This window comes from Mycobacterium sp. (assembly GCF_004298145.1).
In the GTDB taxonomy this organism is placed as follows: domain Bacteria; phylum Actinomycetota; class Actinomycetes; order Mycobacteriales; family Mycobacteriaceae; genus Mycobacterium.
This window is the reverse complement of sequence record NZ_SCRH01000033.1, coordinates 112,781-136,415: the sequence shown is the minus strand read 5'-3', so window position 1 is coordinate 136,415 and position 23,635 is coordinate 112,781. Positions and strand designations below refer to the sequence as shown.

23 protein-coding genes and 1 pseudogene are annotated in these 23,635 nt (G+C 65.6%); 17 read left to right on the top strand and 7 right to left on the bottom strand.

The genetic code is table 11. The features are described 5' to 3' along the window. Window positions 1-24: 24 nt before the first annotated feature. The 13 genes from EPN51_RS13130 to EPN51_RS13070 all read left to right on the top strand — a co-directional run bounded on the left by EPN51_RS13130 (window position 25) and on the right by EPN51_RS13070 (window position 12,730). Window positions 25-894 carry an ABC transporter permease gene (locus EPN51_RS13130; protein ID WP_293043019.1) on the top strand — a complete coding sequence of 290 codons (870 nt, stop codon included), beginning with the start codon at window positions 25-27 and terminating at the stop codon, window positions 892-894. Window position 895: 1 nt separating this feature from the next. Beyond that, a complete protein-coding gene (locus EPN51_RS13125) occupies window positions 896-1,753 on the top strand; it encodes an ABC transporter permease (RefSeq protein WP_293043016.1) in 858 nt (285 codons plus the stop codon). Further along, window positions 1,754-3,319: an MCE family protein gene (locus tag EPN51_RS13120; protein ID WP_293043014.1), complete on the top strand. Its 1,566-nt coding sequence runs from the start codon at window positions 1,754-1,756 to the stop codon at window positions 3,317-3,319. It abuts the gene before it with no gap. Then, window positions 3,316-4,395, top strand: a complete 1,080-nt coding sequence (locus EPN51_RS13115; RefSeq protein WP_293043011.1) for an MCE family protein — start codon at window positions 3,316-3,318, stop codon at window positions 4,393-4,395. Before EPN51_RS13120 ends, EPN51_RS13115 begins: the two co-directional genes overlap by 4 nt. Further along, window positions 4,388-5,431 (top strand): MlaD family protein, encoded by a 1,044-nt coding sequence (locus EPN51_RS13110; RefSeq protein ID WP_293043008.1) that lies wholly within the window; start codon window positions 4,388-4,390, stop codon window positions 5,429-5,431. The genes EPN51_RS13115 and EPN51_RS13110 overlap by 8 nt, the downstream gene beginning before the upstream one ends. Further along, window positions 5,428-6,540: an MCE family protein gene (locus tag EPN51_RS13105; RefSeq protein WP_293043005.1), complete on the top strand. Its 1,113-nt coding sequence runs from the start codon at window positions 5,428-5,430 to the stop codon at window positions 6,538-6,540. Before EPN51_RS13110 ends, EPN51_RS13105 begins: the two co-directional genes overlap by 4 nt. Before the next feature lie 2 nt (window positions 6,541-6,542). Further along, window positions 6,543-7,775 (top strand): MlaD family protein, encoded by a 1,233-nt coding sequence (locus EPN51_RS13100; protein ID WP_293043256.1) that lies wholly within the window; start codon window positions 6,543-6,545, stop codon window positions 7,773-7,775. Beyond that, window positions 7,772-9,022: an MlaD family protein gene (locus tag EPN51_RS13095; RefSeq protein WP_293043002.1), complete on the top strand. Its 1,251-nt coding sequence runs from the start codon at window positions 7,772-7,774 to the stop codon at window positions 9,020-9,022. Before EPN51_RS13100 ends, EPN51_RS13095 begins: the two co-directional genes overlap by 4 nt. A 37-nt stretch (window positions 9,023-9,059) precedes the next feature. Then, window positions 9,060-9,659 (top strand): Mce protein, encoded by a 600-nt coding sequence (locus EPN51_RS13090; protein ID WP_293042999.1) that lies wholly within the window; start codon window positions 9,060-9,062, stop codon window positions 9,657-9,659. Window positions 9,660-9,671: 12 nt separating this feature from the next. Next, a complete protein-coding gene (locus EPN51_RS13085) occupies window positions 9,672-10,457 on the top strand; it encodes a mannan-binding family protein (RefSeq protein WP_293042996.1) in 786 nt (261 codons plus the stop codon). A gap of 129 nt (window positions 10,458-10,586) precedes the next feature. Next, entirely contained in the window at window positions 10,587-11,846 is a 1,260-nt protein-coding gene (locus tag EPN51_RS13080) for a TetR/AcrR family transcriptional regulator (RefSeq protein ID WP_293042993.1), read from the top strand. A gap of 274 nt (window positions 11,847-12,120) precedes the next feature. Continuing rightward, the gene (locus EPN51_RS13075) at window positions 12,121-12,345 is read left to right on the top strand and encodes a hypothetical protein (protein WP_293042990.1); all 225 of its coding nucleotides are present in this window, start codon (window positions 12,121-12,123) and stop codon (window positions 12,343-12,345) included. A 13-nt stretch (window positions 12,346-12,358) separates the two neighbouring features. Beyond that, complete coding sequence (locus EPN51_RS13070; RefSeq protein WP_293042987.1) at window positions 12,359-12,730, top strand: hypothetical protein; 372 nt, start codon at window positions 12,359-12,361, stop codon at window positions 12,728-12,730. Window positions 12,731-12,783: 53 nt separating this feature from the next. On the opposite strand, the gene EPN51_RS13065 is transcribed toward EPN51_RS13070, so the two are convergent. Both EPN51_RS13065 and EPN51_RS13060 read right to left on the bottom strand, forming a co-directional pair. Continuing rightward, window positions 12,784-12,951: a hypothetical protein gene (locus EPN51_RS13065; protein ID WP_293042984.1), complete on the bottom strand. Its 168-nt coding sequence runs from the start codon at window positions 12,949-12,951 to the stop codon at window positions 12,784-12,786. Between the two features lie 265 nt (window positions 12,952-13,216). Next, the gene (locus EPN51_RS13060; RefSeq protein WP_293042981.1) at window positions 13,217-13,906 is read right to left on the bottom strand and encodes a class I SAM-dependent methyltransferase; all 690 of its coding nucleotides are present in this window, start codon (window positions 13,904-13,906) and stop codon (window positions 13,217-13,219) included. A gap of 57 nt (window positions 13,907-13,963) precedes the next feature. On the opposite strand from EPN51_RS13060, the pseudogene EPN51_RS13055 reads away from it, so the two are divergent. After that, a pseudogene (locus tag EPN51_RS13055) lies at window positions 13,964-14,632 on the top strand (SulP family inorganic anion transporter); the annotation flags it as partial. Between the two features lie 20 nt (window positions 14,633-14,652). Here EPN51_RS13055 and EPN51_RS13050 read toward each other — a convergent pair. After that, entirely contained in the window at window positions 14,653-15,510 is an 858-nt protein-coding gene (locus tag EPN51_RS13050) for an LLM class F420-dependent oxidoreductase (protein ID WP_293042978.1), read from the bottom strand. An 85-nt stretch (window positions 15,511-15,595) separates the two neighbouring features. Between EPN51_RS13050 and EPN51_RS13045 the strand changes: the two genes are divergently transcribed. Further along, a complete protein-coding gene (locus tag EPN51_RS13045) occupies window positions 15,596-16,570 on the top strand; it encodes a 2-hydroxyacid dehydrogenase (protein ID WP_293042975.1) in 975 nt (324 codons plus the stop codon). A 151-nt stretch (window positions 16,571-16,721) separates the two neighbouring features. Continuing rightward, complete coding sequence (locus EPN51_RS13040; protein ID WP_293043253.1) at window positions 16,722-17,141, top strand: ATP-binding protein; 420 nt, start codon at window positions 16,722-16,724, stop codon at window positions 17,139-17,141. A gap of 25 nt (window positions 17,142-17,166) precedes the next feature. Here EPN51_RS13040 and EPN51_RS13035 read toward each other — a convergent pair whose 3' ends face one another. The 4 genes from EPN51_RS13035 to EPN51_RS13020 all read right to left on the bottom strand — a co-directional run bounded on the left by EPN51_RS13035 (window position 17,167) and on the right by EPN51_RS13020 (window position 22,287). Next, entirely contained in the window at window positions 17,167-18,384 is a 1,218-nt protein-coding gene (locus tag EPN51_RS13035) for a cytochrome P450 (protein WP_293042972.1), read from the bottom strand. Between the two features lie 162 nt (window positions 18,385-18,546). Then, a complete protein-coding gene (locus EPN51_RS13030; protein WP_293042969.1) occupies window positions 18,547-19,902 on the bottom strand; it encodes a wax ester/triacylglycerol synthase family O-acyltransferase in 1,356 nt (451 codons plus the stop codon). Window positions 19,903-20,085: 183 nt separating this feature from the next. Continuing rightward, on the bottom strand, window positions 20,086-21,417 hold the full coding sequence (locus tag EPN51_RS13025; protein WP_293042966.1) for an MFS transporter: 1,332 nt from the start codon (window positions 21,415-21,417) through the stop codon (window positions 20,086-20,088). A gap of 297 nt (window positions 21,418-21,714) precedes the next feature. Continuing rightward, complete coding sequence (locus EPN51_RS13020) at window positions 21,715-22,287, bottom strand: hemerythrin domain-containing protein (RefSeq protein WP_293042963.1); 573 nt, start codon at window positions 22,285-22,287, stop codon at window positions 21,715-21,717. 349 nt (window positions 22,288-22,636) lie between these two features. On the opposite strand from EPN51_RS13020, the gene EPN51_RS13015 reads away from it, so the two are divergent. After that, window positions 22,637-23,521 (top strand): cyclopropane mycolic acid synthase family methyltransferase, encoded by an 885-nt coding sequence (locus EPN51_RS13015; protein WP_293042960.1) that lies wholly within the window; start codon window positions 22,637-22,639, stop codon window positions 23,519-23,521. The last annotated feature ends 114 nt before the right edge of the window (window positions 23,522-23,635 follow it).

Here is a 23,635-nt window from a genome sequence, read left to right as displayed (position 1 = left end):
GGTGGCACTGGGGCGTATCCGGCGATGACCGCCCAGGACGACCGCTCGCTCAATGACGACCGGGCATCCGACAGCGTGGCCACTATTGGGGAGTGGTCCGCGGGTTACGTCGCACGGCACCCCCTTGCCTCACTGAGCACCCTCGGCGAGCAGTACATCCTTGCGGTCCGCACACTCGAGTACTGCATGGTCGACCTGTTCGCCGGCCGCTTTCAATGGGCCGAGTTCGTGCGGCAGGGCGCGTTCATGGCAGCAACCGCGGTGCTGCCCACCGTCTTGGTGGCGCTGCCGATCGGCGTGACCCTGTCCATCCAGTTCGCCCTGCTGGCCAACCAGGTCGGTGCGACCTCACTCGCCGGCGCCGCCAGTGGGCTCGCCGTCATCCGTCAGGCCGCCTCGCTGGTGGCCGCGGTGCTGATGGCTTCGGCCGTCGGGTCCGCCATCACCGCTGATCTCGGTTCGCGGACCATGCGCGAGGAAACCGACGCGATGGAGGTCATGGGGGTCTCGGTGATCCGCCGTCTGGTCGTTCCTCGGTTCGCCGCGGCCATCATGGTCGGAGTCGCCCTGACCGGAATCACCTGTTTCGTCGGCTTTTTGGCCAGCTATCTGTTCAATGTCTACTTCCAGCGGGGCGCACCGGGAAGTTTCGTGGCGACATTTTCGTCGTTCGCCACCACGGAGGACATGATCGTCGCGCTGCTCAAGGCGGTGATCTATGGGGCCATCGTCGCGGTAATCGCCTGCCAGAAAGGGCTTTTCACGAAGGGCGGCCCGGCGGGTGTGGCCAATTCGGTGAACGCGGCGGTGGTGGAGTCGATTTTGGTGCTGATGATCGTCAACGTCGGGATCAGTCAGTTGTACAACACGCTGTTCCCCCGGACGGGACTGTGAAATGACGGCCTCCGCATACGTCCCCGGACTGGCACGACCGATCCTCGGCGCGTACCGCGCCGCGGCCGCGCCCACCATGCGGCTGGGGCACATGCTGGTCTTCTTCGCGCGGGCCGTGCTCGCGGTGCCGAGCGTGCTGCGTCAATACCGGACGGAATTCGTGCGGTTGCTGTCGAACATCGCCTGGGGCAACGGCTCGATCGTGGTGGGTGGCGGCACCGCCGGCGTCGCCGTGGTGCTCGGCTTCACCGCGGGCGCACTGGTGGCCGTGGAGGGATACAACTTTCTCAACCTGCTGGGATTGGGCCCCGCGACCGGCATCATCTCGTCGCTGGTCAACACCCGCGAACTGGCACCAATTATGGCTTCCCTGGCCTTCGCGATGCAGGCGGGCTGCCGGTTCACCGCGCAGCTCGGCGCCATGCGCATCGCCGAAGAGATCGACGCCCTGGAATCCCTGGCGATACGCCCGATCCCGTTCCTGGTCACGACCAGGCTGATGGCCTCCGTCATCGCCGTCATCCCGCTCTACATAGCCTGTCTCGCGGTCACCTACCTCACCTGCCAGGTGGTCGCCAACGTCATCAGCGGTGGATCGATCGGCCCGTATCTGCACTACTTCACCATGATGCTGAGCGCCAAAGACATCGCGTATTCGGTCCTCAAGTGCGTTGTCTTCGTGTGGCTTTCATCCACCGTGCAGTGCTACTACGGGTTCTACGCCGCCGGCGGGCCCGAGGGCGTGGGCGTCGCGGCCGGGCATGCCATGCGGGCGAGCATCACCGTCGTGATCATGGTCAACATGTTGCTCACCATGGCGCTGTGGAGCATCGACGCCGGCGCGAGATTCGGTGGCTGAATGGCGAATTCGCTAGACTTCGACGGGCGGGGGCCCACCGACCAACAACTGCTGGCCCTCGGGGTGGCGGTGCTGCTGATCGCGGGCCTGATCACGGGAAGCCTGCTGTTGAAGTCCACCGGACGGCTCAACGACTACGTCCGCGTGATCGCAGAGCTGACAAATGTAGGGGACGGGCTGCCGGCGCGGTCCGATGTCAAATATCACGGGCTGCTCGTCGGCGCCGTCGACAATGTCGTCCCGGCGGCCTACGGCAAGCCCAACTACGTGCACATCAACCTCAAACCCGAGTACGCCGAGGAAATCCCGGGTGCGGTGACCGCGCGTGTGGTGCCCAGCAACGTGTTCGCGGTCTCCTCGGTACAACTCGTCGACGGCAGCCCAAGTCAGAGCATCCGCAACGGGACCCGCATCCCGGAAGACCTTCAGCTTTCGACGGTGATCTTCCAGACCACGATCAGTAAGCTGCGCGACATCCTCGCCGCGACCGGCCGCGGTCGCGAAGACCACAGCGTCGGAATCCTGGCCGCCGTCGCCGCCGCCACCAAGAACCGGCGTGGCGCACTGCTCACCGCGGGTGCGCAGCTGACCCGGGTGCTTGATGAGCTCAACGCCATCGTGACCACCGATCCCGGCCCATCCACGGTCTCGGCGCTGCTGGATGCCACTCGCGGCCTGCAGTCCACAGCGCCCGACCTTGTCGACGTCCTGCATGACGCGGTCAGACCGATGCAAACTCTGGCCGAAAAGCGCGAGCAGTTCCGGTCGCTGGTCACCGGCTCGCACCACACCTTCGGTGTGAACCGGCAAGCGTTCGACAATCACACCGACCAGCTGATCGAAATGACTCAGAACCTCACGCCTGCCCTCGGCGTATTCGCCCTGAACAGTGACAAGTTCGTGCCTATCTTCACCAGACTGAACCGGCTGTCCGACAGGTTCTTTGAAGAGGTCTGGGATCCGGAAATGGACACCGGAAACATGCGCGTCAATCTCTCGTTGACACCGAGCTACACCTATACTCGGGCCGACTGCCCGCGCTACGGCCAGTTGCAGGGACCGAGTTGCTTCACGGCCCCGACGATCGCGGTCCGGCCGGACCTACCCGAGGTATTGCTACCGCAGAACTACCACCCGCCCGCGGATCTGGCGCCGCCCCCGGGCACCCAGATCGGGCCCGGCGGCAATCTCGCGGCGGTGGGTCCGCCGCTGTTCAATCCCAACCCCAGCCTGGAAGACCCCAATCCGCCGCTGCCGTGGTGGCCTTGGCGGATCGGGCCGACGCCCCGAGTGCCGGGGACCGCCGATCCCGACGACGCGCCGCCTCCGGCGCCGGGACCCCCGCCGCCGAGCTCGGCCCCACCCGGCGCGGCCGCGCCATCGGCCTACGGCGGCAACGTCGGCTCCGTGGGTAGCCAACACGAACGCGACCAGCTCGGCGCGATCACCGGCCAAGGCCGCCCGGCGTCGGTGGCGACGCAGCTGCTCCTGGGCCCGGTGGCGCGTGGTGCCGCGGTCTCACTCAAGCCGCAGCAGCCACCGCCCGCGGCGGGTGAACCGAAATGAAGCTGCGCCGACCACTGATCGGGCTGTCGCTGTTCATGGCGATGGCCATCGCCGTGACCTGGATGGTGTACGCCACCCTGGGGCGTGACGTGGCCGGGCCGACCACCTCGTACGCGGCGATGTTCACCGACGTGTACGGATTACGGATCGGCGATGACGTCCGCATGGCCGGCGTGCGGGTGGGCCGCGTCGAAAACATCGAACTCACGGGAAAACTGGCGAAAGTGTCGTTCATCGTCGAGAACGATCAGCGCCTGTATGGCAACACCGTCGCATCGGTGACCTACCAAAACATCATCGGCCAGCGGTATTTGGGGTTATCACTCGGCGAAACCGGCGGCAGGGGCCCGCTTTCGGCGGGAAGCGTGATACCGGTGCAGCAGACGGAGCCCTCCTTCGATGTCGGAAAGCTGCTCAACGGGTTCGAGCCCCTGTTCACCTTGCTCAATCCCAAAGAGGCCGATGACCTGACCAAGGGTGTCCTGCAGTCGTTGCAAGGGGATCAGGCCTCCATTCCGCTACTGGTGCAGCAGACTTCGACGATCACCCGGACGCTGTCGGCGCGCGATCAGTCGTTGGGCGACCTCATCAGCAACCTGACCAAGGTCACCGACACCGTCGCACGCCAGGACGACGACCTCGACCATGCGCTCGATCAAACCCGCGCCGCGATCGCCGATTTCGATGACCGACGCCCGTCGTTGCAGGACTCGGTGGGCTCGATCGCCCGGGTGACCCGCCGCCTCGCGGCGATCGCCGACGAGGTCGACCCGGCGTTGAACGAACTGATCACCCGGGAGCCGGGATTCAGCAAGCACATGGCGGGGATCGAACCCCAGCTGGCGTTCACCGGTGACAACCTGCCCCTGTTGCTCAAGGGTTTTGCGCGGGCCGTCGGTGAGGGTTCCTACGGCAACGCCTACGCGTGCGACCTGAACGCGACGGGTTTCTTCCCCGGACTCAACGACATCACCACGTTCATCGTCAATGCGGCCACCCCGGGCAATGCCTATCCGATCACCGCGAAGAACCTCGGGTGGCACACCCCGCGATGCAGGAACATGGCCAATGGCTGACTCACTGAGGGTCCGGTGGTGGCGGCGTCCGCTCGAGTCGTACAACCGGACGTGGCTCGGACTGGCCGGGCTCGCGGTGGTCGCGGTTCTCGTCGCGGTGTCGCTGGGAATCAAGCTTCTCGGTGTCGGATACACCCACTACGCAGCCGAATTCCTGCAAGCCGCCACCCTGCGGCCCGGAAACCCCATCACGATCGCCGGCATCGAGGTCGGGCACGTCACCAGCATGAAACTCGACGGCGATCACGTCGAAGCCGGATTGAGCGTGCGAGACAACATCCCGATCGGTAAGGACACCCGAGCGGTCATCAAGGTGATGACCATTCTCGGGTCGCGCTATCTGGAGCTGGCGCCCGACGGCCCGGGTTCCCTTCCGGCCAAGACGATCACGCTGGCCCACACCGCGGTGCCCTACGACCTGCAGTCGCTGCTCGAAGACGCCACCACCACATTCGAGCAGGTCGACTCCGACCAGTTCGCGCACTCACTCGCCGTGCTGGGCAAGCAACTCGGCGGGGTGCCGCCGCTGATTCCTCAGGCCGTCGCGAATCTGCAGACGCTGTCGACGATCACCGCGGATCGCCGAGGACAGCTCGGTACGCTGCTGAAAAGCACACAGCGAGTGGTCAATACGCTACGCAGCCAGCAGACCAACATCGGACATCTGATGGACCAAGGTCAGGACCTGCTGGGCCACCTGGTGGCACGTCAGGCAACCTTCCACGCCATGTTCGCGGCGTTGACCGAGCTCGTCGACCAGCTCGACAAGGTCGTCGTCACCAACCGGCCAATGCTTGACGAATTGTTCGCCAACCTGCACCACCTGACGAACATGATCGGCCGGCACGACGACCTGGTGCGCAATCTCCTGCAGGTCGCACCGGTGACGCTGCGCGGCTTGACCAACGCCACCGGCTACGGGCCGGTCGTGGAATTCAACCTGCCCAACGGGCTCGCCATCGATTCGTGGATGTGCGCCATCAGTGGCCGCGCGAAGGAATTCAAGATGATCCAGTACTTCAAGGACTGCAAATGATTTCCGGTAGGCGCAAGGCCATCGCCGCGGCCACCGCGGCGGCAGCGGCCGCCGTCGCCATCGGCGTGGTCGGCCACTATGTCAAGTCCCGCCTCGACACGATGACGGTGGTCGCTCAATTCGACAGCGCCGCCGGACTTTACGAAGGCAACGTCGTCGCGGTGCTCGGCATGCCGGTGGGGAAGGTCAGCAAGGTCACGCCCAAGGGCAGTTACGTGGAGGCCGAGCTGACGGTGGACAAAAAGGTCAAGATCCCCGCCGCGGCCCGCGCGGTCACCATCACCACCTCCATCCTCACCGACCGGCAGGTTGAACTGACCCCGCCTTACCGCAGCGGCCCGGTGCTCAAGAACCACGACACCATCGGGCTGACCAGAACGAAAACCCCCGTGGCGTTCGACCGCGTACTCGACATGCTCGACAAGGTCTCCAAATCGCTCAAGGGCGACGGGAAAGGCGGCGGACCGGTCGCCGACCTGAGCAACGCGGCGGTCGCCATCACCGATGGGAACGGCACGAAAATCCTGGCCGCTCTCGACGAGCTTTCCAAAGCGCTGCGACTCAGCTCCGAGCGGGGCATGACCACCCGCGAGCAGTTGGCCACCATCGTCACCGACCTCAGCTCGATCACCGAGGCCGCCGCACGCAACGACACCAAGGTGCGCCAGTTCGGTTCCACCACACGCCAGCTCAGCCAGATACTGGCCGACGAGAAGCTCGGTACGGGCGCCACCGGACGCACCGTCAACCGGATTCTCGAGGAAATCACCACGCTGATCGAGAACAATCGAGACAACCTCAAACAGGCCGTCCGCAACGGCGACACCGTCGCCAAGACGCTCGTCGATGATCAGCGCAACGTGGCCGAGATGCTCGACGTGCTGCCGCTGACACTGGAAAACCTCTATAACACCGTCGATCAGAACAACGGCGCGATCCGTGTGCACGGTCTGCTCGACAAGGCACTCACCGACAGCCAGTCGGCCAAGGAACTGTGCAACCTGATGCATCTACGTCAATTAGGCTGCAGCACGGGGACACTGCAGGATTACGGCCCCGACTTCGGCCTGACCTACATTCTCGACGGACTTTCGGCGATGGGGCAGTAGTGCTGGACCGGGGTAGGCGAAAGGCCGTGGCGGCGGCGCTGAGCGCGGTCATGGTCAGTTCGGGCTGCGCCAGCAACGGGCTGGCCAGCCTGCCGCTGCCGGCGCCGGGAATCGGCGGCGGGGGGTATCTGCTCAACGCGGTGTTCTCCAACGCCCTGAACCTGCCCGCCCACGCGAAGGTCAAACTCGCCGGCGCCGATGTCGGGCAACTCGAATCGATGGTCGCGCGCAACTACACCGCGATGACCACCCTGCGCATCATGGACGGTGTCCGTGTCCCCGTCGGCAGCACCGCGGAGCTAAGGTCCGCGACGCCCCTGGGCGACGTCTTCGTCGCCATCAAGCCGCCGAACCCGAGGGACCCGAATGTGCCACTGCTCAAGGGCGGTGAAACGATCGGGCTGCCGGCCACCCGCGGCGCCGCCACCGTCGAGAGTGTGCTCAGCTCGGCGGCCCTGCTCGTCAACGGCGGCGCGGTCCGCGACTTCACCAATATCGTCAACGGTGCCGGTAAGGCGACCGGCGACCAGGGACGCGCGTTCGGTGACCTGATCAACCGGACCAACCTCCTGTTGGGCAAGCTCAACAGCCGCTCGGAGCAGATCGACGCGGCGGTGACCGAGACGGCGGGCCTGGCCGATCGGCTGGATGCGAAAAACCAAGCGATCACCGATGTTCTGCGGGCCGTGGGCCCGGCAACGAATGTGCTGTCCGGCAACGCCGATGACATCGCGGACGTCGTCGAGGAACTCGGCGCCACGACCCGCCAGCTTTCCAAGTTCCCGTCCATCGCCGGCACGGACAACACCGGCCGCAGCGTCATCAAGGACGCCAACACCATCGCCGCCGCATGGAACGATGTCGTGTTGAGCCCCGATACCAGCCTCGCCGGCCTGAACCGGCTGATCCCGCCCTTCGTGAAAACCACCCCCAGCGACGCTATCTCGGTACGCGGAAGCTTCGACCGGCTGGTCATGGGATCGCGGCCGGGCACCGGGGCGGAGACCGGGGGCTTCAAGGGCGACCCGGCGTTTCACGGACCGATGCGCCGTGACTGGAACGACATGATCGGCTCGATCAAGTACGTGTTATGGCGCCTGCAGGAACGCGTCGTGGGGCGCGGCCCGCAAACGCCGATGGGCCAAAGTCCGTGGACGCCGGTCGGGCCGCCGCTGCCGCCGGCCCCCGCCGGGGAGGCGCCACCGGATCCCCTCGGCCCGGAGCCACCGCGGTGATCGACACCCTTGCCCGATTCATCGTCGGCGCGGTCAAAGCCGGTCACCGACAGCGCGCGTGGCTGTCCGGCATCGCCCTGGCGCTCACCCTCGTGGTCGGGGTGGCCTACCTGGCGATCGGCGCCCTGCGTATCAACCCGCTGGACTCGACCTACCAGGTCAGGATCCGGCTGCCCGAATCCGGCGGGCTGCTGGCCAACCAGGACGTGTCCGTCCGCGGGATCCGGGTCGGGCGAATCCAATCGCTGCGACCCACACCCACCGGGGTCGAAGTGATCGCGAATATCAACGCGCATGCCAAGATTCCCGCCGCGAGTCCGGTGCGGGTGTCCGGTCTCTCTCCCGCGGGCGAGCAGTACATCGATTTCGAGCCGGCGTCCAACGCCGGACCGTTCCTGTCGAACGGCAGCGTGATCGGACCACAGCACACCACGACCCCCATCCCGCTGTCCCAGGTCCTCGCCGACGCGGACGGGATGCTCGCCCAGACCGACCCGAAGAAGCTCGAAATCGTCAAGCGGGAACTGAGTTTGAGCGAAGAGGGCCCGCGAAAGCTCACCGACATCATCGACGGCTCTACCTTCCTGCTCTCGACAATGGACCCGGTGCTGCCGCAGACGGTCAGCATGCTCAAGACCAGCCGGGTGGTCCTGACCACGCTCTCCGACGTCAACGCCGGACTGGCGGCGACGTCGCGCAATCTCGGCGACCTCATGACCGGTGTGAACAAAATGGACCGCGGCTATCGCACATTCGCCGATCAGACCCCGCACGCGATGTCCTCTGTGGACAACCTGTTCGACGACAACTCCGACACCATGGTCGGGCTGCTGGCCAACCTGGTGACCACCGCGCGGATCATCTACGTCCGGGTCCCGGCCTTGAACGCGGTCTTCCCGAACTATCGCGGTTCCACACTCGAAGCCCTGATGACCACCATGCACGAGCACGGGCTGTGGGCGACCGCCGATATCTACCCGCGCTACACGTGTGATTACGGCACCCCGCGGCGGCCGTCGTCATCCGCGGATTACCCCGAACCGTTCCTGTACACCTACTGCCGAGACGATGACCCTCAGGTGTTGATCCGCGGTGCGAAGAATGCGCCCCGGCCGGGCGGCGACGACACGGCGGGGCCCCCCACGGGTGCCGACCTCGGTCAGACCGCCGATCCAACACCGAAGGGGCGCTTCACCATTCCAACGCCGTACGGCGGTCCGGCTCTGCCGATAGAGCCACCCCACTGAGCCCACCGACAGCCCACGACCGCGAGGAGACAGCACCATGACCGTAACCGCCGACCAAGAATGCGGCGCCGCCCAGGACGTCGAGAAGCCACCTGATGACGATGACCACGAAGCCGCGGCGGACCCCGGCGCGCAGAAGCCGAAAGCCCCGGTGCGGCAGTGGACGCGGAACTCCCGCATCGCGGTTGTGGTCGCGGTGTATGTGGGTGCATTCGGCCTCGCGGGCGTGCTGGGTTGGAAGCTGTGGGATGAGCACACGATCAGCCGGGCCGGACAGGCGGCCCAACGGACCGCGGTCAACTACGCCCAGGTGCTGACCAGCATCGATTCCAACCAGGCCGACCAGAATTTCTCCGCCGTACTCGAGGGGGCCACAGGGGAATTCAAGGATACGTATACCAAGGCCAGCGTGCAGCTTCGGCAATTGCTTGTCGATAACAAGGCCACCGCGCACGGCACCGTGGTGGACTCCGCGATCCAATCGCAGAGCAAAGCAAAGGTGGTCGTGTTGTTGATGGTCGACCAGACGGTCAGCAACGCGGTGCGTCCCGATGGCCGCGTCGACCGCAGCCGCATGAGGATCACGATGGACGATGTCGGCGGCCGTTGGCTGGCAAGCAAAGTCGAGCTACCCTAGGACGTTTCGGTCATGTGGATCATCCGGCTTTCGGCCACTGTCGCGGTGCTGGCGACGGCGGTGGTGACCGCACCGGCGGCGTCGGCGTCGGCGCAGTCGTTTTGCGGCGATCTCGGCGGCGATTGGGACGGACATTACTGTCACACCTCGGTGCTCTCCGAACGAAAAGCCCTGCGCGACATCAAGATGGCCGTGCCCGGAGATCTGGTCGAAAACCCCACCAGCGGTCCTGCGATCCGCGAATACCTGCACAACCTGATGAACAACTGGCGCACCAAGGGCGCCTCTATGGTCCAAGACAGCTGGGGCGAGGAGAACTTCCAAGTCTTCCCCCACGGGCGCGCGCGCAGCGTGGCCTTCCACGAGGACTACCACGCCGACGGACCGTCATTCAACAACGCCTATCGCACGTTTACCTTCGATATCGCGGGCGGTCGGCGGCTACAGCTGACCGACATCACCAAACCCGGTGTCGACCCGCTGGCCGCCATTCCACCGTTGGCCGAACCGTTCATTCAAGAGGCACTCGACCGCGCCGCGTGGCAGCACTCCCCGGGGACGTATCCGTTTACCGCCGACCGGTGGACACCGGACAAGGTGTTCTCCGGAGGCTATAAGGCGTGGGCGCTCACGCCCGACGAGCTCATTCTTTATCTGCCGGATTATCCGGTCGGACACGACTCCCCCATCCAGTACGGGCAGTCCGAGCAATGGTTCATGGACGGAGGCACCGCCCAGCCACACATCCCGCTCAGCGCGCTCGGCTCGGTGCTGCGGCCGGAATTCGGCGGGGCGTAACGGGGTTAGACGGCCAATGACCTCGGGTACATCGCTGCGCGCGGCCCCGCGTCCCCAGCCCGCCGTCACCGCGAACTCGGCCGTCTACCCATCGTCCGGTCAGCCGCCGCTGCGGCTACGGTGATCTGTATGCCATCGGCTAGCCGCTCGTCTGCGGATCACGTCAAGCGGCGCCCGAAGGACCGCAAGATCCAGATCGCCCGCGCCGCCACCGATGCGTTCAGCGAGCTGGGCTACCACGCGGTCAGCATGGAAAACATCGCGGCGCGGGTCGGAATCTCCGCGGCCGCGCTGTACCGGCATTCGCAGGGCAAATACGACTTGTTCCGCGATGTCGTGCTGGCGTTGGGCCGGCAACTGGTCGACGCCACGGCGTTTGCCGACGACCTGCCCGCCGATACCGATCCCGAAAAAGCCTTGAGCGCGCTCACCCGTGCGCTGATCGACACCACGATCGTCAACCGCACCGCCGGCGGGCTATACCGGTGGGAGGGCCGGTATCTGCGCGGGGACGACCAGCGGGCTCTGGCCGAGCAGATCAAACTGATCAACCGGCGCGTGCAGCGGCCGTTGGTCAAACTGCGGCCGAAACTCACATCGCGGCAACGCTGGACGCTGTCGGCGGCCGCACTCAGCGTCATCGGCAGCATCACCGATCATCGATCCCGCCTCGGTAATGCGGAGATCCGGGCGGCGCTCACCGATGTCGCGGCCGCGGTGTTGATGGCCGAGTTGCCGGCGCAGCGCGGGCGTGGCTCCGAACCGTTACGGACATCGGCGCTGACCAGCGCCGCCGGCAGCTACGAACTGCTGCTCCACGAGTCGATGCGCCTGTTCAACGAACGTGGTTACCGCGAGACGGGGATGGAGGACATCGCCGCGGCGGTGGGCATACCGGTTGCCAGCATCTACCAATACTTTCCGGGGAAGGCCGCGATCTTGGCGGTTTATTACCGGCGAGCCGCCGACCAACTCTCCGGTGACCTGTCCAGCATTCTGGCCACCAGCGACGATCCGGAGCAGGCGCTCGCGCAACTCATCGACGCCTACGTGACCCGGTCGTTCGCCAACCCCGAACTGGCCTGCGTGTACTACACCGAGCGGCACAACCTGCCCGACACAGATGCGGTGCTGCTGTACAACATTCAGCGCTCGACCGTCGAATCCTGGGCCCGGCTGGCCGTAGCGGCAAGACCGGAACTCACCCTTGGTCGCGCGCGATACGCCGTGCACGCCGCGTTCGCGCTCGCGGTGGACATCGGGCGACTCGTGTACCCCGACACCGGTCAGCCGGCCAGCATCACGGTTCGGCGTCTGATGGAAGTGACGGTGCTGGGACGACCCGCGGCATCCCACGATGCGCCTGGCGGTAGCCGGCAACGTCGCTGATTAACCTCTCAAATTCAAAGAACAGCGCTGCACTTGCCGGTCCGGCGTCCGACGCGACCGACGCATCTACAGAGGTGAACGCGCCTTTCCGGCAGCGTATCTCCACGTGGATCGGCTGACGCGAATCGCTCCCGATCAGCACGATGCACTACCAAATATTCCGAATGACGATTAACATATCTAGCGTATAGTCCGCGCGCCGGAATGGTGGTGGTCCTCACCGCTTGGTGTGGGCCGGCCGCGACTCCGGCAGCGCCCGCGCGAAGGGATGGCCATGCTCAGCAGGATCCGCAAACTCCTCGAGTATCAGTTGACCATCGCCGAATTACTGGGCCTGGGCGTCCTGCTGGGGACGCCGTACCTGATCGTCGGGGTGATCTGGTCGAGCACCCACACAGCGCATTTGCACGACATGCACGGCGTCGATTTGGTGGTGTCGTTCCTCGGCTCGATCGTGTCATGGCCGGTGCTGCTTTTCGCCAATGTTTGCATGACCTAGGGGGTTCAGGCGCATGGTCAACCGCGGGCCGCTCGTCGTCTTCGCGGCGCTGGTGTTGTTGGCAGGCGGGCTCTTGGCGCTGCGGTTCCCGGTCTTCATCCAGGCCTACGACCAGTTCGGCTGGCAAGTCAAATGCGGCAGTGGCTTTACCACCGATCTGACCCAAGCGTCGAGCGCCGAGAGAAAGCCGACCGGCCAAAACGCGAACGTCGACGCGCCTGGCACGCCGGGCACCGACTACGTCGGCCACTGCAATGACGCGCTGATGACCCGACGCGCGTGGGCCATTCCCGCGGCGGCCCTCGGAGGGCTGACGCTGACATGGGTGGCGGCCGCGGCGCTCGCCCACGACCGGCGAGATGGGGCCGAGCACAGCGGAAGCTGATGGGCCGTATCGACAGGCCGAAAACCCCTGGGACGCAACAGTCGTGGTGAAGGCTAGCGTGTGCTCTCGTCGGGGGTGTTGTGCCGTGACTGGTGCAAACCCGGCGCAGCCAAGTCTTCGTTCTGGTGTTCGAGCTGTTGCTGCAGTTTGCGCTGTTTCTCGGTCGTTTTTCGGGCGTCCTCGGGCGCAGTGGGCGGGTCGGTGTTGACGTGCTGATCCACGGGGATCTCCTCTGAGCGTCTGTAATGGCTCCAGTCAGGGTCTCCCGAATCGCATGCGTCGAAACACTCAGTACTGTTTGACCACGGCGCGCGGCGCCGTTCGCCAGGTTCTGCCGCCGCTGTCTTGTCGGCGCGGTGGCTCGAGGAGCAGCACGGCCAGTCCGTCGAGCAGCACCGGGCGCACCCAGTTGCCCAGGTCGATCGGTGTCGGGGTGCGAACGGTGGCGATGGTGGGACGGCCGGTAGGCCGCTCTCTATCGTGTCGCTAATCGAGATGCGCGGACAGTAACCAGGCTCCGAGGGACTTGCGGCCGTTGCCCTCGTCGCGAATGTCGGCGCCGGCGAAGACCTCAAGGCCCGCCAGAAAACTGTCGGGCACGTTAGCGTGGATACGCGCCGGCCGAATCTCGTCGATCACCCAGTACTTCGAGACCACATCGCGCAGCTCGACTTCGGTGACCGCGTTGACGGGGCCATCGACCGGCATCGCCGCGCGATCAAAGACGAGCACAAAGTACGAGGCCCCGGACGCGGCGGCCCGCACGATCGATTGCTGATAACCGTCGCGCAGCTCAACGGGCATCGAGTGGAAAAGGGTGCTGTCGACGATGGTCCCGAAGCGGCCGTCGTATCCGGTGAAGGCGCTGATGTCCGCGACGTCGAAGGAGGCGCTGGTCAGACCGCGCTTGGCGGCCTTCTCACGCGCCAATTCGATGGCGGTGGGCGACTGGTCCAGGCCCACCGTGGTGAAACCGCGTTCGGCCAGGTTCAGCGACACCGCCGCCTCGCCGCAACCGGCATCGAGCACGTCACCATGAAACCTGCCGGCCTCGATGAGGGCCGCGATCTCCGGCTGCGGCTCACCGATGCTCCACGGCGGCCGGTTGCCCTCGCCCATCTCGGGGGCCTCGCCCCGGTAGGCGGCCTCGAACATCTCCTGAGTTGGCTGAGTCATATCACCGTTTATATCAATCACCCTGATATATGTCAATGAACCTGATATATAAGGTGACTGCCCATCGCCGGCGTCATCGTGCGCAGCGCGGCTAACGTGAATGCCGGTGCGAGAACCCGTGCTTCGACGATCATGCACGGTGTCTGGATCCTGCTTTTCGCCGTACCCTTCGCCGGGCTGGTCGAAATGATCCCGACCGCTGCGCTGGCCGGCCTACTCATCGTCGTGGGGATTGAGCTGTTGAAGCCGGCGCACATCGAAACCGCGTTGCGCAATGGCGATCTCGCCGTCTACCTGGTGACCGTCGTCAGCGTCGTCTTCCTCAATCTGCTGCACGGTGTCATGATCGGACTCGCCTTGGCCGTCGTCGTGACCGGATGGTGGGTGATGCGAGCCAGGATCGAGGCAAGGCCCGTGGGTGATGGATGGCACGTCGTCGTCGAGGGGGCGTGCACGTTCCTGGCTTTGCCGCGGCTGACCGGTGTGTTGGCGGCCGTCCCCGAACGCACGTCGGTGACCATCCACCTGCTCACGAATTACCTCGATCACGCGGCGCACCAGGCCATCAGCGACTGGCAACGACGGCACTGCGCCACGGGCGGCGAGGTCCGTCTCCGCGACACCGTCGAGGTGGAATCCATTGGGCACGAGGGCAAGCCGTCGAAACCTCACCGCCGCAATGCGCACCTGAGCCTGGTCGCTCAGCTCACCGCGGAAGAAGTGTAGGACGCCGAGCCGTTGGGGCGCTACCTCAGGTCGGCGGCCACCCGCTCTAATGCGGCAAGGTGGTCGTCGACATGCGCGAAGCCGGCCTTCATGGTGTTCACCGACAGATGGCTGGCGCCAGCGGTTTTCCATGCGGCGATGTCGGCGGCGAGCCTATCGGGGTCGCCGGTCCAGCTGACCCGGCCTTCCATTCCGATACTCACCGGGTCTCGACCCGCCGCTTCGGCCGCGCGGTTCACCTGCGCGAGCGCGTAATCCAGGCCGGGGCCAGGTTCGGTCATCGGAAACCAGCCGTCGCCGAGGCGACCGGCACGTTCGTAGGCGCGATCGGAGGCGGCACCGAACCACACCGGGATGGGCCGCTGGGTGGGCAGCGGTGCCAGCCCCGCCCCGGTGACGGTGTGGTATCTGCCCTCGAAGGTGACCGATCGCTGCGTCCACAGCTTGCGCATGAGCTCGACCTGCTCCTCGGAGCGTTTGCCGCGATTCGTGAACGTCTCCCCGAGCGCTTCGTATTCAACGGTGTTCCAGCCCAACCCGACACCGAGCCGGAAGTGTCCACCGGTGAGCACGTCGACCTCGGCGGCTTGCTTGGCCACTAGCACCGACTGCCGCTGCGGCAAAATGATGACGCCGGTGACGAGTTCGAGGGTGGTGACCGCGGCCAGGTAGCCGAACATGACGAACGGCTCGTGAAACGTCGAGTCGATGTCGTAGGGGCCCTGAAAGCCGTGGTGCACCGTCGTGTCGGCGCCGACGACGTGGTCGTAGGCGAGGATGTGGGTGAACCCGAGTTCTTCGACGCGCTGAGCGTAGGCGCGTAGGACAGCGGGATCCGATCCAAGCTCGGTTTGTGGGAAGACGACTCCAATGCGCATTCCGGGTCCAACCTCGTCGCGACGCGGTTACTTCCCGCGCGGCCCGTCGAGCGGTTGGGGTGCGGGCTTCCAGCATGATGGGGGCGTGACGGCGAAGAAGGTCAGCGGCGTGCTGCGGATCGGTGAGTTGGAGCCGATGCTCGAAGACGAGCTGGCCGCGCGCTACGACATTCCGAAGCTTCCCGACGGCCCGGGGCGAGCCCGGTTCCTGGCCGAGCACGCCGGCGAAGTGCGCGTGCTGGTGACATGGGGGCCGCCCGCCGTCGACGCCGACACTATCGCGGCGTTGCCCAACCTGGAGGTCATCGTCAACAACGGGGCCGGGGTGGATCTGATCGATCTGGAGGCGGCGAAGCGCCGCGGGATCGGTGTGAGTAACACCCCCGATGTGTTGTCGGACACGGTCGCCGACACGGCGCTGGGCCTGATGTTGATGACGTTGCGCAGATTCGGCGCCGCCGATCGTTTTGTGCGGGCGGGCCGGTGGGCGCGCGAGGGCCGGTTTCCGTACGCCGGGGATGTCAAGGATGTCAGCGGCCTTCAGGTCGGCATCCTGGGCATGGGCCGCATCGGTTCGGCGATCGCCACCAGGCTGCTCGGATTCGACTGCGCCATCGCCTATCACAACCGGCGCCGCATCGACGGATCGCCGTACCGCTATGCCCCGTCGCCTCTGGAGCTTGCCGAGTCGGTCGATGTGCTGGTCGTCGCCACCACGGGCGACCACCACACCCACAAGCTCGTCGACCGCGCGGTGCTGCGGGCATTAGGCCCCGAGGGATACCTGATCAACATCGCCCGCGGCAGCGTCGTCGACCAGGACGCACTGGTGGAATTGCTGGCCGGGGGAGGGCTGGCGGGCGCGGGTCTGGACGTTTTCGCGGAAGAGCCGCATGTGCCGGCCGAATTGTGTGACCTCGACAACGTGGTGCTTCTCCCGCATATCGGAAGCGCCACAACCCGGACCCGCAGGGCGATGGCGCTGCTGGCGATCCGCAACCTCGACAGCTACCTCAACACCGGTGAGCTCGTGACGCCCGTACTGGCACCACGCCATTAGCGCTCACAGCGCCACTTTCGACCCTCTGACCCGGGGATCCTCGCCGGAAACACGTCCGTGGCCGAAGGGATGCCCGCAGGAGGTTATGCCTGCAGCCGCAACTGGGTATGCGGCTTTCATGAGCCCACTACTGCCGGAGGCCGCCGCGCCGGTGCGCTTGACGCTTGCCGGCACGGCCCGCCCCGATACGGCGGCAAAGTGGCGCCGTATCCTGCGACAGTGGCTGCGGCAGGAGGTGCGCGCGCCGGAAGAAATTCGTGAGGATGTCGTCCTCGGGGTCAACGAAGCCCTGGCCAACTGCGTCGAGCACGCCTACCGCTCCTGTCGCCAGGCCGGTGGGATGAAATTGCAGGCCAGCTACGATCCCGGTGCCGAGTCAATCCGGGTGTGCGTCAGTGACCGCGGAAGTTGGCGCAAGCCGTCGTCGAGGCAGGCCAACGACCCCCGCGCCTCGCGTGGCCTCCCGCTGATGCAGCGCCTCGCCGATCACTGCACCATCCATGCCCGACCCAACGGCACCAGCGTCTACCTGGATTACGTGACCGACGCAGATTACGCTGGCCGACACTAACTTTCACGCAGGTCGCCACGCGAGGTCAGCCACCTGAGGGTGCCGAGGGCGTGAACTTGACCGGCATGTTCTCCAGACCGCTGACGAAGTTGGCGGGCCGCAGTGGCAACGGGTCCTCGGACACCAGCTCCATGTCGGGGAGACGCTTCAGCAACCGTTCGACCATCATCGACAGCTCCAGGCGTGCCAGCTGATTGCCAAGGCAGAAGTGGGTTCCGAAGCCGAATGCCAGGTGGTTGTTGGGATAACGGTCGATTCGGAAGCGCTCGGGATCGCCGAACACCGTTTCGTCGAAGTTCGCCGATTCGAACAGCAAGATGATCTTCTCGCCCTGCTCGAGCTGCGTGCCGTGGAACTCGATGTCGGCGGTCACGGTGCGGGCCATGTTCTTGACCGGCGCGGTCCACCTCAGCATCTCTTCGATCGCATTGGGGAGCAGCGCCCCATCGTTGACCAGTTGCCGGTGCTGTTGACGGTGGCGCAGGATCTGGGCGGTGCCGCCCGACAGTGTGTGCCGAGTGGTCTCGTCACCGCCGATGAGCAACAACAACACCTCGGTCACGATCTCGTGGTCGGCCAGCTTCTCGCCATCAACCTCCGCCCGCACCAGCACGCTGACCAGGTCATCGGTCGGCTCGGCCTTGCGCGCCGCAATCATGCTCATCATGTACTCGGTGTAGGCGGCGAAGGCGTCAATCGACACCTGAAAGTCCTCCTGCGCGGTCGTGCTGCTGAGCAAGGTGACCATGTCGTCGGACCAGCGCAGGAACATCTGCCGCTCCTCGGGGAGCACCCCGAGCATGTCGCCGATGACGGCCATGGGCAGAGGCGCGGCGAGGTCCCGGACGAAGTCGCACTCACCCCGCTCACAGACGTTGTCGATCAGCGCATCGCACAGCGCACCGATCGACTGTTCCCTGTCCTTGACGCGTTTACGGGTGAAGCCCGCATTGACGAGTTTGCGCCGCAACAGATGAGCGGGGTCATCCATCGCGATCATCATGGGCGGCGCGTCCTGGTCCGGCCGGATACCGCCCGCGTTGGAGAACAACTCGGGCGCCCGCTCGGCGTCGATCACCGCCTGATACGTGGCGGCGGCGGCCAGCCCGTTGCGGTCCCGAAACACCGGCTCGTGCTCGCGCATCCACCGATACACCGGTCGCGAATCGCCCGCGTAGAAGGCGCCGTCGGTCAGATCGACGTCGGGCCGCAGCTGGTTGCGTGTGTCGATCGTGCTTGGCACGGCTCACCCTTCCCCGAAGCGGGCATGTGCTGTCTTACCGTGAACCTTACAGTAGGTTCCGTGGTAGACATCACGGATTGTCGCGCCGCCGCCGCGGCGGGCGCACCCTGAAGCCTCGAAGCTAGGAGCGCGCGCGTGATCCATCAAGTGGCGCACTGCGTCTCAGACGCCGGTGGCGAGCTCCAACTCCTTGAGGGACGCCTCCAGATGGCCCAGCATTCGCTGTAGGTGCGGGACGCTGCGTCGGCAGCCGACCAGACCGAAGTCGAGGTTGTCGGCGTTGTTGGTCACGGTGATGTTGACCGCTTGGCCGTCGAGGGGGATGGACAGCGGATAGTTTCCGTCCAACCGGGCGCCGCGCCAGTACAGCTGCTCCGATCCGCCCGTCGACACATTCGAGATGACGATGTTGAACGGCGGTGAGGCCGCGGAAAGGTAGCCGGGGATGAGCCCGAAGAACAGGCCCCCGATGTTGAGGGCGGACAGCGCCAGTTGCTGGATCGGGGGCAGCTGCCAGAACACCTCTTTGGTGTCGCGGATGGATGCGCTGATGATCTCGAGCCGTTTCGCCGGGTCGTCGAGGTCGGTCGCGAGGTTGCACAGGAAGGTGCCGACCATGTTCCCGCCGCGGTCGTCGTCGTCCTTGCGCAGATTGACCGGAACCATCGCGGTCAGCGGGGCGTCCGGCAGCGCGTTCAGGTCCAACAGATAGGCCCGAAGGGCCCCGGCGGACATGGCGAGTATCACGTCGTTGACCGTGACACCGGCGGCCGCCTTGACCGCGTTGATGCGCTCCAATGACCAGGACTGCGCGGCCACCCGCCGGGCGCCGCCGATCCGGACGTTGAACATGGACCGCGGCGCCTGGAACGGAAGGGTGAGTTGTTGTTCGAGCAGCGCGGCCCGCGCGAGCTTCAGCGTCGACGGTGCCAACGCCAGCGCCGATCCCGCGGCGCGGCCGGCCCGCTCGAACAGGGACGGGCGCTTGCGCCCGTCGCGCCTGCGCGCGGCCAGGCTCCACGGGACGCGCAGCTCGTCGTCGTCCGGATCGGAGGTGAAGGCCCGCTGCATCAGGCGAAGCGCCGAGACGCCGTCCATGAGGGAGTGGTGATACTTCGTGTACACGGCGTACCGGCCGTCCTGAAGGCCTTCGACGAGGTGCGCTTCCCACATCGGGCGGTGCCGGTCGAGCAGGCTGCCGTGCAGCCGGGAAACCAACTCCAGCAGGTCCCGGACCCGTCCCGGTTCCGGCAGGGCGGAACGCCGAAGGTGGTAGTCGAGTTCGACATTCTTGTCGAAGGACCACGCGATATTGGTGACGCCGCCGAAGAAGGCCGGACGTTTGCTGAAGGCCGGTTGCACGTCGGTGCATTCGAGCATCGCCTGATAGCACTCGCGCACGAAATGGGGGCCGGCATCCTCCGGGGGCTCGAAGAGCTGCAGCGAGCCCACGTGCATCGGATGCTCGCGTGACTCGCCGATGAGGAACAACGCATCCGTCGGTGATATCGGTTCCATAGGTGCCGCCCCCAAGCTGTTGCCGTCGCGCCGCCCACCGGATGGACGGCCTACCTTCTAATAGCCAAAGCGGACGCCGGCCACACCCAAATGAGCCGACGTACCCCCGCCGGAAGGGGCGGGAACGGGCGGTCAACGGCCGTCGCGGAACTTTCCGAGAACGCCACCGCCCGCGCGTTGTCGCTAGCGGGTGTCGTCGGCGAGCGCGCGAGCCTCCCGCTCGGTTTCGACCGCGGGCCCGGAGCCCGGCAACGGCTTGCCGGCGACCTCGGGGGTGAACAGCAACGTGATCGCGCCCACCACGCCACCGAAGATCAGCATGTAGGCCGGCACCATCACATTGCCGGTGCCCGATACCAGTGCCTGGGCGATCAGCGGGGTGATACCGCCGACGAGCGAAATCGAGATGTTGTACGAGATGGCCAGCGCCCCGTAGCGCACGTTGGTGGGAAACAGCGCCGGCAGCATGGCCGGCCCGGTGCTGTCGAAGCACAGTTCCATCAGGCCGATCAGCAGCACGCCGAGGAAGATCACCGGATAAATGCCGCCGAAGCGGATGAGCAGGAAAGCCGGGATGGAGGCGGCGATCAGCAGGCCGCAGCCCGTCCACATGATGGGTTTGACGCCGATGCGATCGGACAGGGCGGCCACGAGCACCACGGTGACCATCAGGATCGCCAACGTGGACACGATCATGACCAGTCCGGCGGTGTGCCCTACCCGCACGAAGAGTCGCAGGTACGTCGGCAGATATCCGGTGAGCATGAAATCGGCGACCTGAGAGGTCAACACCAGCGCCGCGCAGATCAGCATCGGCCGCCACTGCTCGACGATGGTGCGCCGAATCAGCTGCCGGCCGCTTCCACCCGACGCGTGCGCATCCTCGTGGGCGTTCCGGTAGGCCGATGACTCCTCCAGCCGTAGCCGCAGGAACAGCGCGACCAGGCCGAAAGGCAGGCCCAGCAGCAGCGGAATCCGCCAACCGTACGTCAGCATGTCGTCGTCCGGCAGCCACGTCTGCAAGCCGGTCACCAGCAAGCCGGCCAGGACGAACCCCACCAGATTGCCCATCGGCAAGAACCCGACCATCATGCCGCGTTTGTGGTCGGGGGCCTGCTCGACGAGATAGGTCATGGCGCCGACGTACTCGCCACCGGTCGACAGGCCCTGAAATATTCGTGCGATCACGAGCAGGATCGGCGCCCAGATGCCGATGGTGCTGTAGGTGGGCAGCAAGCCCGTCATGGTCGTGCTCACCGTCATCATCAGGATGGTGACCACCAGAACGCGGTGTCGTCCGATGCGGTCACCCAGCGGACCGAAGATGAACCCGCCGAGCGGACGCACGACGAATGCCGCCGCGAGCGTCCCGAAGGTCGCGATCAGATGGACTCCGCTGACGCTCTTGCCGGGATAGAACACCTGGGCGATCGTGGTCGCGATATACCCGTAGACCCCGAAGTCGTACCACTCCATGAAGTTGCCGATCGCGGTGCCCATGATGGTTCGGCGCATCGCGGGGTCGGCAACTCTGATTTCTTTACGTGCCCATTTCCTCCGGCGGCGTCGAATAACCATCGAATGATGGCTTACCCGAAACTTTCCGGGGGCGAACCAACGGGGTCGGGCAACCGCGTTTGTCGCCGGTCGGCCGACGGCGACCGCGGCGACCCGGCTTGCTCTCGCGCGGCTTTCATCGCGTGTGACAAACGCCAGCTAGACGGGGTTGCCGCCACCGGCGACGAAGGTATCGTGAGTCGCCGGAGCCCGGGTGGGTTATCCCTGTCACGTTGCTCCGTGCACGATCGGAGATCAGTGACCCTTGAGGCTGCCGATGCGCAACGAGAAGTCCGTAGGTTTGGACTGCGGGGCTTCCACCTGCTCGACGTAGAGACGCGGGTCCCGGTCCGCGATCGGCAACCCCGCGGTGGTGGGGTGCTCGGCCATGAACCCGCTGTACTGGCGCCCGAGCGCTTCACGAAGACCGATAGGGGCGTTGCGACGGAAATCCGACAGCCCTTCGCGCTCCTCTTCGCCCATGTGATCGTCGTTGGCCGCCCGGGTTCGCCCGACCGCCGCCCACCACTGCTCGCTGCCGAGTTCGGCCGCATCGGCCTCGCGCACTCCGTCGCGAATGTCGTTGTGATCGCCGATGGCGTCCAGAGTCTCGCCTTCGGCGTCGTCACCGCCGCGTTTGAGGAGCTGCGGGTAGAAGATTTTTTCCTCGATGTAGGCGTGCACGTCGAGCTTGTCTCCGAGCGGTCGCCACACCCGTTCGAGCGCGGCCCGGTCGGCCGGACGCTGGCCCTGCAGGTAATCGAGGCGGGCGAACTGTTCGCGGAACCAGTCATGGTCGGCGAGGATCAACATGGTGATGTCGGCCATCGGTGAGTCTCCGCCTCTCTGACGCCGTCAACCGGCTGGGTTGGCACGCACTCGACATCATTAAAGAACGCCTGCCTCGGCTTACCCGTTTGCGGGGTCAACATAACGACTCGCCGTGGGTCTCTCATCATCCAAATCGTGTTTGCCCGAGTTGCTCTGCGCCGTAGGGGATTACCAAACTTGCGCGAGCGTAAGCGGTCTGGCTGGCCCCGTGCCCTTTCGGCGGCGCGAGGCTGCACGGGACGTCGCCGGAAGGTGACGGTGAGGTGGCCGGATACACTGGAGCGTCCGTGAGGCGATCGTTCGATCGCGCCGTCAAACCCGATCAGAATAAGTCAGAGGTTGTGCCTTGTCCGAAAATCCCGGCGATGCCGTCAGCTTGGAACCGCATTTCGAGGACGTACAAGCGCACTACGACCTGTCCGACGACTTTTTCGCGCTTTTCCTGGATCCGACGCGCACCTACAGCTGCGCGTACTTCGAGCGCGACGACATGACGCTGGAAGAGGCGCAGATCGCCAAGGTCGACCTCTCGCTGGGCAAGCTCGGATTGCAGCCGGGCATGACATTGCTCGACGTCGGGTGTGGATGGGGCACCACTATCGTCCGGGGACTCGAGCGGTATGACGTCAACGTCGTCGGGCTCACGCTGAGCCGCAATCAGCAGGCGCACGTGCAGCGCCGCCTCGACAGCCATCCGTCCGCGCGGTCCAAGCGGGTGCTGCTAGAAGGCTGGGAGCAGTTCGACGAAAAGGTCGACCGCATCGTGTCGATCGGCGCCTTCGAGCACTTCGGGCGGAGCCGCTACAACGATTTCTTCAAGACCGCCTACGAGGCACTTCCGGCGGACGGTGTGATGATGCTGCACACCATCATCAAGCCCAGTGACGAGGAGTTCGCCGAGCGCGGACTGCCCCTCACCATGACCAAGCTGCGCTTCATGAAATTCATCATGGACGAGATCTTCCCGGGCGGGGACCTTCCCCAAGCCAAGGGCGTCGTGGAGCACGCCGAGCGGGCCGGCTTCGGGGTGAAGCTGATCCAGCCGCTGCGCCTGCACTACGCCCGCACCCTCGACACCTGGGCGGCCGCGCTCGAGGCGCGCCGCGACGAGGCCATCGCGATCCAGTCCGAAGAGGTCTACGACCGGTACATGAAGTACCTGACCGGTTGCGCGGATTTGTTCCGTGAGGGCTACACCGACATCGCACAGTTCACCCTGGTCAAGGGCTAACTGCGGTTCCCGCCACACCTCCCAACCGGGGGGAATCCGGTTTACCGGCATAGCACGGCGGGTAATTCCACGGCAACAACCTGATCGGGTTGGCGCCGACGTCCTTCGGCGCAA